This window comes from Pedobacter sp. AC379 (assembly GCF_979258145.1).
The window spans coordinates 1,851,163-1,863,565 of record NZ_OZ409839.1; the positions used below are offsets into that span (position 1 = coordinate 1,851,163).

Here is a 12,403-nt window from a genome sequence, read left to right on the forward strand (position 1 = left end):
CCATTTTACCGGAAACACCTTTTAACTAACTAAACTAACTTAATGCCTAATTGTATCCAGGATTTTGCTTCAATTTCGAATTGGAATTCAGGATATCCCTTCCTAAAGGAAAGATTTCTGTATGGTTATCTGCATCAGGTTTTTTATCCCACCAGGATCCCTTGGTAAAAACGCCCCAGCGGATGAGGTCAGTTCTGCGCCGGTTTTCACCGATAAATTCCCTTCCCCATTCATCTAACATTTCCTGATCCGTAAGTTGTTCGCCACCAGGCGTGTATAAGCTTGGCGAACCGGCAGGATAGTTCCGTTGCCTTACCTGGTTTAAGTAACCTGCTGCGCCTGCTTTATCTCCAGTCCGGTAACGGCATTCTGCCAGGGTATAGTATACCTCGGTTAGGCGTATTTCTGCATAAGCAGAAGTAATGCGGTTAGGATCCGGAGTAGGGTAGAACGGATATTTTACCAAAAAAACCCCGGAGTTGTGATCTGCATGGTTCATATTTGATTCTTTATCTGCAATTTTGGTACCTGGTTTTGCATTTAAAAAAAAGCCAACTTGATCCCGGATAAACAGGGCATATGGACCTTTATTTCCCCTTACAGTATCTACTTTCGGATTGCCGTTAACTGTTGCTGTATAAGGGAGGTAACCGTATAAAAACATCCCTTCACGTTTACTGTCGCCAAGGTTCCTGTATTTTTTCAATCGCAGGTCATCAGGGTATTTCTGGAATTTTACAAAAGGTTTTCCTAAAGCATGCGCATATTCTACACTATCTACATCTCGCCCGGGTTGCAGCGCATAGCGGGGGTTGGATTGACCCAGATCGGTAAAACCGCAATAAAGCGGCGCTGCGTCATAAGTCATACCCCAAAAAAACATCCCGCCATCATATTGCCAGTGTGTTCTGGTAAGCGTGCCCGGAAATCCGTAAATCACCTCCGAATTTAATGTTTTATTGGTATAATCGAAAGGTGCATCCCAGCGCGTATCCAAGGTATATGCACCATATTTGCCGGTAATAATATCGCGGCAAACTGTTTCACAGTCGCTGTATCTATCCGTGCCGATATATACTTTGGCATTCAGGTAAAGGCGCGAAAGTAAGGTAGCGGCGGCTGCTTTGGTCCACCTGCCTATACCATTTGCACCGAGTTGTTCCCTAGTAGGCAGAAAAGGAATTGCGGCTTTCAGTTCCGATTCGATGTAATTAAAGGTTTCTTGTGGCGAAGCCTGCACACCGCCTTGAGTAGTATTTTTTACATCGGTGACAATTTCAATATTCCGGTAAAAATCAAATGCACGGAGATAAAACCATGCCCTTAACGTTCGTAGTTCTGCCTTAAAATCATTCAGCTCTTCAACCGTTACGTTAAGTTTGGTAGGGTCGGCAATGCCTTCCATATCCTGTAGCGAGTTGGTGGAGAGTACGATGCCCTGATAAAAATTTCTCCACGCGCCGTTGGTAAAACCGTCTTGCGAGGTCCAGGTGTGGTAATGCATTCTTTGGTAATATCCACCGTCCTGCCAGTCGCCCTGGCGGTTATAGGTGCCGATTTCATCGGTAGAGTTTTCACCGACCGCATAAACATCATTCCCTTGAATGCTCCAGTATGCATGCTCAAACGGGCGCAGAAAATCCCTGATCACATCATCCCTTCGGGTAAGAAAATTTGCAGCATCAACCTTGTCATAAACCTGTTCGTCCAGTTTAGTACATCCCGCAACTACCATAAAACATGATAAAATGCCGGTGATAAATAATTTATAGTTTTTCATTTTTCCAGTTTTAAAATGTTACCTGTAAGCCAAAAATCAGCTGAAGTGTAGATGGATAATAGTTAAGGGAAGTGTTTACACCCGGTGTTAGTCCGTTTACCTGGACAAGATCAGGATCACCGCCTGTAAAGCTGGTAAAAGTATGCAGGTTCCTGCCGGTAGCATAAATTCTTAAAGAATTAAGGTATTTCGTTTTAATCGGCTGCCTGTAACCAAGCGATACATTATCGATTTTTAAGAAAGAGCCGTTTTCAAGAAAATAATCAGATGCAATTGAGGTTGTTGCGTTACTTTTTAACAGCGAATATTTGCTGCTGCTGTCATAAGCAGATTTTAACACATTGGCATCACTCTGGCTTGATGGCGTGCCGATATAAAATGCTGAGGTATTGAATATTTTGTATCCAAAGGTACCTCTGAGAAAAATACCAAGGTCGAAACGTTTATAATGGAAGGTGTTGCCCATTGAGGCAATAAATTTTGGTAATCCGTTGCCTACAAACTGCTTATCGTCATTGGAAGCGAGATTGGCCTGAACAGTGGATCCATCTTTTCTATACACCAACAATGCTCCGGCATCGTTGACCCCGGCAGCGCGGAGCATATAAAATTCGCCGATACTGTGGCCTTCCTGTATCCGTTGGATATTGCCTGGAGAGCCTGGTGCAGGGAGTCCGGCAACATCCTGAAAAGTACCGCCCTGGTAAATCTGGTTCGAAAAAGAAATGAATTTATTGCGGTTATAAGAAAAAGCAACACTAACATTGTAACCAAAATCATCCTTTTTAATCACCTCACCGCTCAGGGCAAGCTCAATACCATAGTTTTTCATTGTGCCTACATTGGCAAAAGTTATGCTCTGCGGATTTGGCGGTACAGGAACGTTATAATCGCCCAAAAGATCCTTATTGGTTCTGATGTAGTAATCCAATGAACCGCTGATCCGGTTTTTTAAGATTGAAAAATCCAGACCAACATTAAAATTTACCGATTTTTCCCAGCTTAAATCAGGGTTAACATTCGAAGAAGGGCCGTATACCTGGTAATATTGCCCGTTGTAAGGAAAATATCCGGCACCACCATATAACAAAAGAGATTTGTAGTTGTCAAAATCCTGATTTCCTGTAACACCATAATCCGCCCTGATTTTTAATTCATCAATCCAGGGAAGTTTGCCTTTGATAAAGGCTTCTTCGGATAAGCGCCACGCGGCAGAGGCTGCCGGGAAGTTTCCCCATTTATTGTTCGTTCCAAATTTAGATGATCCTTCCCGGCGCAAACTGGCTGTAAGGATGTAACGGCTGTTGAAATCGTAATTTACCCTGCCAAAAAAAGAAATTAATGTAGATCCGTTTTGTGTAGAGCCCACTGCCGATTGGCCCTGACCTGCAGCACCGCCATTATATAAGCCCGAACCCAGGTTGTTCCATTCATAGGTGTCAAATGGGAAATCGTAGTTCTGCGCAGAAAACTGCTTGTAATTGTAAAGCGAATAAGAATAACCTCCAAGTACCTTGAAATGATTTTTCCCGAAATCTAAATTATAATTTCCCGTCCATTCAATATTTTTCTGGTCGTTTTCCTGCTGTTCCTGCCTGGCAAAATTTGTTTGAGTAATCTTGTTGGCCTGTACCACCGATGACAGGGTAGAAGGAGTAAAATTCAAATTCTTGAGCGAGCGGCTGATTTCTGAAACCGTAACAGTGGTACTCAGGTTAGGAAGAATATTCATTCTTAACGATCCATTTACATCCAGTTCCTTTATCTCTGCTTCCGATTTGATCATATTGGCATTTTCAACCGGGTTATTGGAGAAAAAACCAGTGTTAATGTAATTGTATTTGCCAGCATTGTTAAAAATGGGATAAGTAGGATTAAGCGTAAGCGCATTGTTGAAATTTCCCTGATCGGCATTATTTGTTTTCATCATCCTTGGGGCCACACTAAGTGAGGCCACAAACATGTTGTTATCAGTGGTATGGTTTATTGTCAATCTGCCACCATATTCCCGTTTGTGTGCACGCAGGTCAATACCATCAGCTTCACGGTAATCGGCAGAAGCAAAATAATTTGTTTTGGCCGAACCACCCGAAAACTGAACGGTATGTTTTTGCGCAAAAGCAGGCGAATTGGTCACCTCATCAAGCCAATTGGTTTTTGCTTTATAATCCTGTCCTTGTTTGTTGGCCACGCGGTTTGCAATAAACTCATCAGCACTCAGGTTTTCCAAACGGTTGTTAAGGTAGTCGAAACTCGCATAACCATCGTAAAACATTCTCGATTGTGCACCCCCTCTTTTAGTAGTGATGATAATTACGCCGTTACTTCCCCTTGTACCATAAATTGCAGAAGCGGCACCGCCTTTTAAAACATCAATGCTTTCAATGTCGTTCTGGTTAATGTTATCAATGTTGCCACCAGGTACGCCATTGATCACATAAAGTGGACCTAACCCTGCATTACGTGAAGAAACGCCCCGCAGTTGAATGCTCGGGCTCGAATTGGGATCGGCGCCAGCCGTGTTGGTAATGTTTAAGCCAGGTACTTTGCCCTGTAGCGACATTAGCGGGTTATTTGAGGCTACTGCAAGCAGATCTTTTGAAGATATGTGGGTAATGGCACTGGAAATTTCCCGCTTATCGAGCGTGCCATATCCAACGCTCACCACCACCACTTCATCAAGGGTATTGGTTGCCGGACTTAAAGTTACGTTTAGCGTATTTTCTGCCGGAACCGGTAAGGTTTTGGCGGTATATCCAATAAAAGAGAAAGTAATGGTTTTTGCACCAGCAGGAACGGTGATGGTATATAGTCCCTTTGCATTTGTGGTTGCGGTTGATGATTTAGCATTATCAGTGATGTTCACCCCAGGGAGTGTAGAATTGTCGGTAATATCAGTTACCAACCCGGAGATGGTTCTGGTTTGTGCATTTGCTGAAAATGCGAGTACACACATAACTGAGCATACGCCAAGCAACAGTAAAAATTTCCTGTACATGTAATCAAATTTAATTCGGTTATTGTTAGTTTAGTTTTTCAAAAAGCCTGAACCCCGCTTGGCAAACCCGGTTTGCCGATATTAGGCTAACTTCGATGAATTCGTTTTTATGGCTTACAAGGCCGCGATTCAGACTGGCAGGAGTTAACCTTACTGTTAAGGAGGTTTTTTCTTTCTCATAATAGGTCGATATTCCCGCCTGCAACGGTCTGAAATTTAAAAGCTAAATGGATTTAATGATGAAGCTCTTAAATAGCGCCTGGCCTTTGGGAATTTGATTAATTTGGTTAAATGCTTGTTCTGCTCATAACCGGACTGCGCCGGCAGATCAGAAGAACGAAATTATCAATTGCCTTGTATGGATGTATAGCCACAAGAGGGCCGCTATGAAATGTATAAGAAAAAATGTGTGTTTAAATTGTTAAGTATTTGAAAAATAATGTTTTGTGATATATTATGTCTGGGAAAATATAAACTTAAATCAGCATACAGATGCAAAAAATAGCATGATAAGAAAAGGATAAATCCCATATTCTGATGCTGTTTCGGTTTAAAATGGCCAATCCTGTTTTGCCTTGATAAAGAGCTTGCCTGGTACACTATAGTTGAAGCAACCTCAAATGATAATTCATTTTTTTAAACCTGAGATTATAAATTGTTATAATTTTGAGAAAAGCATTCCTTTAAAATGAAATTTTTAATAGTCAAGATATCCCTTTTAATTTTTTGTTTCAACGCCTATCCTTCCACCAAGAAAGATAGTGTGCTGGCTAAATTAAAAATGGAAATATCAAAAAAGAAGCAATACGACCAGCGCAAAATTTTAAGGATTCAAAAACTCAGGTCTGAGATCACCAGCAGGCCCAACACCATATTCGATACCTATTTGAAACTCTTTGAAGAATATGAATACAATAAGTTCGATTCTGCCTATTTCTATGGAAAGAAAATGCTTGATCTCAGTTATAAAGAGCATGACGTAATAAAGCAGAATGAAAGCAAAGTTAAACTGGCCTCTTTGCTGCTACATGCAGGTATGTTTAAAGAAACTTTTGATTACCTGAAGGAAATAAATCCGATACTGCTTGATAGGCAATATAAATACGAATATTATGCATTAAAATCCGGTGCTTATTCCAATCTGGCCATCTACAATAGTGATGAAAATTTTACCAAAACCTATAACGCTAAAGCCGTAAGCTACCTGGATTCTGCCATTGTGTTTTGCGAGCCAAAATCTTTCGATTTGCTTTTTACCTTAGGCAACAGGCAGGTAGTAGCTGGAGAAACAAACGGCCCGCCAAAGTATTTTCTCGAACTTTTAAAACATTATAAACTGACCGAACATAACCGTGCAAGGTTATTAACAGGATTGGCAGCTTTTTACCAGCAGGATGATCAGAATGACCAAAGAATCTGGTTGCTTGCCGAATCAGCAATCAGCGATATCAGGTCTTCCACAAAAGAAACGCTAGCAACATTACTCCTGGCTGAGGATCTGTTTAAACACGGCGACGTTGATGATGCTTATCTTTTTATCCAGCAATCAAGAGATGATGCCGGATTTTACGGAAACCGCCTGCGTAAACTTAAAATCGAATCTGTGCTGCCTGATATTGCGGCCCAGGTCAATATCGCCACCCAGCGGGAAAAGAATAAATTCCTGACCTATTTCCTTTCCATCTCGCTTGTCACTGCGGTGATTTCGCTCGTTTCATTTATGATATTTATCCAGCTTAGAAAACTTAAAATCCAGGATGAGGTAATTAAAGCAAAAAATATAGAATTAAACCAGGTTAATGATCAGCTTATAATTACCAATGATAAATTGAGGGAGTTTGCCATGGTGAATGAAAAGTACATCGGCTATTTTTTCGATGTAATTTCGGGATACATTTTAAAGTTGGACCGGCTAAAAAAAAATGTGGAACGCAAAATTCTTGCAAAACGGTTTGGGGAAATTCTGCCCGGCTTAAAAGACATTGATATTAAACAGGAGCGCGCAATCCTTTTCAATACGTTTGATCGGGTATTTATGAGTATCTTCCCTAATTTTGTAACCGTTTTCAACTCCCTGTTAAAGCAGGAAGATCAGATATGGCCTAAAGCACCTGAACTGCTAAATACTGACCTCCGGATCTTCGCCCTGATCAGGCTTGGAATTATTGATAACCAAGCCATTGCAACCATTTTGGAATATTCGGTTAATACCATTTATGTTTACAAAATGCGTATAAAGGCCAAAGCACTCGTTCCCGGCGATGAATTTGAGAAAATTATTATGATGGTAAAAGCAGTGTAACCGGGCAATCCAAATTATAGTTATATCGTTCAAGACTTTCAATAGCTATACTGTAATAACAAACTATACACTTTTACTACCTGCGCACTATTATTGTTCAATATTAAGGATGGTTTTCGCTGCGGCAATCATATCCGCATTTCCTGTGTTTTTATCCAGATTGTCCGAGAGTTTAACCACGTGCATCCATTTGCCGTTTTCCTGCCTGGTTTGGGTCATTTTAATCACAATGTTCATCGCTTCCAACCCTACATCGTTGCTCAGGTTGGTGCCAATACCGAAAGAAAAGCCGATTTTCCCACGGCAATGATCAGTAATTCGGGCAACTTTTTCGTAATCAAGTCCATCAGAAAAAATGATGGTTTTCGTTAACGGATCAATGCCTAGCTGGTTATAGTGCGCAATTATTTTATCTGCAAATTCAATGGGTTTGCCGCTGTCCTGGCGCACCCCATCAAAAAGTTTCGAAAACATTTTATCAAACTGTGAGAGAAAAACATCCGTTGTATAAGTATCTGACAGTGCTATACCCAAATCGCCACGGAAAACATCCACCCAGTGTTGTAAAGAAGTGGCATTTGCCTGCGGAAAACCATATACAGCCGCATGGTACATAAACCATTCGTGGGCATGGGTGCCTATAGGTTTGGTTTGGTGGAGCATGGCAAAATGGACATTGCTTGTGCCTACAAAGGTTTTTCTCGCTTCGCGGTTGAAAGTATCAATTACCAGTTTCTGTACATGGTAACTGTGGCGGCGGCGTGTGCCAAACTCGGCAATATTTACCCCAAGGGATTGAAACCGTTTTGCCTTTACCACCGTTTGGTCAATCAGCATCTCATCTGATATCCGCTTTCCGTCTGTCATTTCATAATAAAGTTCGCAGATCAAGGCCATAATCGGTACTTCCCAAAGGATGCTGCGGTACCAATGCCCCTCAATATGGAGATCAATGTCTGTTCCATTCTGTACGATATTCACCTCATTTGGATCGTAACGATAGCCCGCCAAAAAATCCAGGTAAAGCGGATCAAGGTAAGGGCAGTTTATCTTAAGAAAATTCTTCTCTTCATTGGTGAGCCGCAGTTTCGCCATTTCACTTATCCTTTCCTGCAGAGCACTGCCAAAACCCTCGGGAAAACGGTGTTTTCCACGGTTGATAAAACTATAGCGGGCCATTGCCGATGGAAAAAGACGTACCACCGCCTGCTGCATGGTAAACTTATAAAAATCATTGTCCAATATGGATGGGGCTGACTGAAGAAGATGCGTAATCATTTTTGTAGTAATTGGCTATGTTTAACAGGTCTTATTCTTTTAAGTTTGAAGCTATTGTATAGCTGGCTACATTCAGGTAGACGCCCCAATCTATATTTTCATTCTAAATAGCAGATGTTTCAGATATAAATAATCGTTGCTATAATTGTACAAGATATAAATTTGGATCTAAAAGATGACTGAGTAAGTTTTAGTTATTATTTTTAAATCTGCGATATACTTAAAGAAGTACCGAAAGCGACAGGACCCTTGAAACTTACACTTAGTTAGATGACGAGATAAAGTTTTACTTGTTGTTTGCAGGATTCAGCATACCTGAAAATCGATTAGAATGCGGTAATTCCTGTAGCTGCAACCGGGCCTGCAAAAAGCTTGTCTGCCAATTTTCATTGCTCGAACCTATGCACGACGCGGGCATGAACAACGCCGGCAAAGTGCTGTATTTCAATGTAGGCAAGATCACGTCGTTGAGCACAACGCAGGTATCGCTATCTTTGTAAGAAGCTAGCAAGCGTTATGCCGAATACACTTGCCCTTAGAATTGCAACTGTAATTTTCATATTTTTATCTTTTCCATGACGTCTGGTTTAATTTTTTTTTATTTGAATGATGACCATGTATTTTAAGCCATCACAAAGGACGTCGGTATGAATAAATAATTAGCTAACAATTCACGGCTGTACTTAGACTGTTCACGGACACCAAATGATACGGTAGAATAAAACTGAATTTTTATATGATTATGGGCTGGATAGATGTAGGTATCAAAGTTGCCTATTAGTTGATAGTCAAAAAGTTTTAAGTTGTTTTGAATATGTTTTTTCTTTAACATTTGCCTATCTGTATTTGGCAGTTTCAAAATAGAGTAAGTGGTCAACCTCCTGTAAAAGGTATTTTTAAGGTGAATGCAACTGAACTGATTGCTAAGCGAACGGCATTCCATTCCGCAATATAGATTGCCTGATTACATTTTAATTCGAAACTTCAGAATGTCTTCAGATTTGATCAATAATTTTGCTACATAGAACCGATCGATCTGAAGTGGCTATTGTAGCTAAAGAGAAGCTAATATGCTGTGTAACCTTCATAGTGTGCATGAATGCCACACATTCACTATTCGGTCTTAAAATGGTTTGGTAACAAATAGACCAGTATCCGTATCGTTAACGTTTTACAATACTTAGGTTATGCATTTAAAAGTTTATTTTTAAGATTATGAAATTACTTTTTGTTGCCCTTTTGGGCCTATTTATTATTCCTGTATCGTGGATGGGAGATTTTAACGAAGCGCAAAAACAAGCTAAGGCTACGCATAAACAGATCCTGATTAATTTTTCAGGCTCGGACTGGTGTGGTCCTTGTATCCGCCTGCGCAAGGAGCTACTAGAATCAGAAAGCTTTGAACAGTATGCCGCTACAAATCTTTTACTTGTGAGGGCAGATTTCCCCAGACAGAAAAAAAACCAGCTTGCAAAAGAGCAGATTAAGCTTAACGAGTCATTAGCAGAGGTATACAATAAGGATGGGAAATTTCCGTATACAATCCTTGTTGATGAAAATGGGAAGGTACTTAAAACCTGGGATGGTTTTCCTGAGGAAAGCGCTGTTGCTTTTGTTTCTGAACTCGACAAACTAAAAAAATAACCTTTAAAGGATGGCTAAGCCTGTTTCTGTAAACCGAATATTGAAGCTCATGGGAAACCGGTTTGAGTTTACTGTAATCGCTGTGAACGAGCAGGAGGGAAATGCTGCGATTGATGCAGGTATTGAAGAAGTAAAGCGCATAGAACACCTGCTCACAACTTTCAGTAATCTTAGCCAAACCAGCCTTATAAACGAAAATGCCGGTTTGCGACCTGTACATGTTGATGATGAGGTGATTTGCCTTATTGAGCGTTCTATCAGGATATCAGAAATTACTGATGGTGCCTTCGATATAACTTATGGGTCGATAGATAAACGGCTCTGGAACTTTGATCCGAAAATGACAAGCTTGCCTGATGAGCAAACTGCATTGGCATCTGTTGGACTTATTGATTATCGGAATGTAATAGTAGATAAAGAACGCTCAACCGTGCTACTCAAAAATAAGGGCATGCGGATTGGCTTCGGTGGAATAGGAAAGGGCTATGCAGCCGATAAGGCGAAATCGGTTCTACAACAATTGGGGATTAAAAGTGGAATAGTAAATGCTGCCGGTGATCTGGTTACCTGGGGTACTCAAATTGGCGGCCGTCCATGGACAGTTGGTATTGCCGATCCCGGACAAACGGACAGACCTTTTTCTTCCTTAAAAATCAGTCAAATGGCGATTGCAACTTCAGGCAGTTATGAAAAATATGTAACCATTGGCGGGAAGCGCTATTCGCATACCATCGACCCGAAAACTGGTCTTCCGGTAAGTGGTGTTAAAAGTGTTAGCATCATTTGTCCGAGTGCAGAGCTGGCTGATGCACTTGCTACACCAATTTTGGTGATGGGCGTAAAAATTGGGATAGAGCTCATTAACCAGATCAAACAAGTGTCCTGTATCGTTATCGATGATTATGATCAGGTTTTTACCTCAAATAATATTAATGTGATAATATGAAAATTTACAGAACAATTTTCCTTTCGATGGTTACTGCTGTATCAATAATCAGCATGTTCAGTGCCTGTAGTAGCGTAAAACCTTATCAGAAAAACAGGATCAATGATGCCGATATGATCCTTTCAGCACGAAAGTCACAGAAATTTGAACAGAGTTTTCAGCTTTACAGGGAAGGTGCATCGGGTGCCAACGGTGGTAAGAGCGGTGGAGGTTGCGGCTGTAATTGATAATATTAAAAAATGAGAAAAATATATCTCCATGTGCTTTTTATGTATTTCGGCATATTGAGCACGTATGCACAAACCAGACCAGAAACTGCAAAAATAGACAGTAGCAAATACCAGTCGCGGAAACTGAAAATTGATGAAATCAACCTGGTTTCAGCCTATTATAATCAGAATGGTAATAATTCCGCAGTAACAGGCGGTATCGGTACTGAGAAGCTGAGCGATTTTGCCAACACTATTGATCTCCAGATGTCCGGGTTTAATAAAAGAGGTAAAAAAAATACTTTCCTTTTTGAACTTGGTGTTGATCATTACACTTCTGCCTCTTCAGATAAGATTGATCCGAGTACTATTTCATCTGCTTCTTCAGCTGATACCCGTATTTATCCGTCATTAAACTGGATCCATTCAAATGAAAAAACGGGAAATTCTTTTGGCTTTACAGGATCATATTCAACTGAGTTCGATTACCAATCAATGGGAGCTGCTTTTAATTTAACCCGCTTATCTAAAGATAAAAATACCCAGTTTGATTTCAAGCTTCAGGCCTTTTTTGATAAATGGACGGTAATTTTGCCCGTAGAGCTTCGGACGGGAAATACTGATAGGGGCCACGAACAGTATGATAAAGCTCCAAGGAATTCTTTCAGTGCGTCCTTCTCGCTGTCTCAGGTCATTAGCCAGAAATTTCAGGCGGCGCTAATTTTGGAGCCATCATATCAAAAAGGATTACTTGCTACCAAATACCAGCGAGATTATTTTAAAGATGGTTCCTTACGTTCGGAGACATTACCAGATAAGCGTTATAAGTTTCCCATCGGGTTGCGTATGAACTATTTCCTGGATGATCATTTCGTAATCCGTACTTTTTATCGCTACTATATGGATAATTGGGGTATCAGGGCCCACACAGCTGAGCTTGAAATTCCAGTCAAGATCAATTCTTTTTTTTCAATAAGTCCTTTCTACCGGTATAATAATCAGATGGGAACCAAATACTTTGCGCCCTTTGGTGAGCATTCGCCAGCAGAACAATATTTTACCAGCGATTATGACCTGTCTACATTGACTAGTGATTTTTATGGTGCAGGGATTCGGTTTTCTCCACCCAAAGGCGTTTTCGGCTGGCAGCGATTGAACATGCTGGAATTGAGATATGGTCACTACTCACGTTCAACTAGCCTGGTTTCTAACATTGTTTCATTGAACCTTAAGTTTAAGTAGGCTT

The 12,403-nt window shown here is 40.7% G+C and carries 8 protein-coding genes; 5 read left to right on the forward strand and 3 right to left on the reverse strand.

Annotated features, from left to right (window positions below; all coding sequences use genetic code 11):
• Positions 1 to 46: 46 nt before the first annotated feature.
• Both ACZZZW_RS08185 and ACZZZW_RS08190 read right to left on the reverse strand, forming a co-directional pair.
• Positions 47 to 1,780, reverse strand: coding sequence for a RagB/SusD family nutrient uptake outer membrane protein (locus tag ACZZZW_RS08185; RefSeq protein WP_055911166.1), 1,734 nt, complete (start codon positions 1,778 to 1,780; stop codon positions 47 to 49).
• Between the two features lie 10 nt (positions 1,781 to 1,790).
• Positions 1,791 to 4,778 (reverse strand): SusC/RagA family TonB-linked outer membrane protein, encoded by a 2,988-nt coding sequence (locus tag ACZZZW_RS08190; protein WP_463492872.1) that lies wholly within the window; start codon positions 4,776 to 4,778, stop codon positions 1,791 to 1,793.
• 781 nt (positions 4,779 to 5,559) lie between these two features.
• Between ACZZZW_RS08190 and ACZZZW_RS08195 the strand changes: the two genes are divergently transcribed.
• Entirely contained in the window at positions 5,560 to 7,080 is a 1,521-nt protein-coding gene (locus tag ACZZZW_RS08195) for a DUF6377 domain-containing protein (protein WP_463492873.1), read from the forward strand.
• A 90-nt stretch (positions 7,081 to 7,170) separates the two neighbouring features.
• Here ACZZZW_RS08195 and pncB read toward each other — a convergent pair whose 3' ends face one another.
• The gene (pncB, locus tag ACZZZW_RS08200; protein WP_463492874.1) at positions 7,171 to 8,358 is read right to left on the reverse strand and encodes a nicotinate phosphoribosyltransferase; all 1,188 of its coding nucleotides are present in this window, start codon (positions 8,356 to 8,358) and stop codon (positions 7,171 to 7,173) included.
• Positions 8,359 to 9,573: 1,215 nt separating this feature from the next.
• Here pncB and ACZZZW_RS08205 point away from each other — a divergent pair.
• From ACZZZW_RS08205 to ACZZZW_RS08220, 4 genes are read left to right on the forward strand one after another with little or no spacing between them, the layout of a single operon-like run.
• On the forward strand, positions 9,574 to 10,002 hold the full coding sequence (locus tag ACZZZW_RS08205; RefSeq protein ID WP_055911160.1) for a thioredoxin family protein: 429 nt from the start codon (positions 9,574 to 9,576) through the stop codon (positions 10,000 to 10,002).
• Positions 10,003 to 10,051: 49 nt separating this feature from the next.
• A complete protein-coding gene (locus ACZZZW_RS08210) occupies positions 10,052 to 10,948 on the forward strand; it encodes an FAD:protein FMN transferase (RefSeq protein ID WP_235526125.1) in 897 nt (298 codons plus the stop codon).
• Positions 10,945 to 11,175 carry a DUF4266 domain-containing protein gene (locus ACZZZW_RS08215; protein WP_055911156.1) on the forward strand — a complete coding sequence of 77 codons (231 nt, stop codon included), beginning with the start codon at positions 10,945 to 10,947 and terminating at the stop codon, positions 11,173 to 11,175. The genes ACZZZW_RS08210 and ACZZZW_RS08215 overlap by 4 nt, the downstream gene beginning before the upstream one ends.
• Before the next feature lie 12 nt (positions 11,176 to 11,187).
• Entirely contained in the window at positions 11,188 to 12,399 is a 1,212-nt protein-coding gene (locus tag ACZZZW_RS08220; protein WP_463492875.1) for a DUF3570 domain-containing protein, read from the forward strand.
• Positions 12,400 to 12,403: the final 4 nt, after the last annotated feature.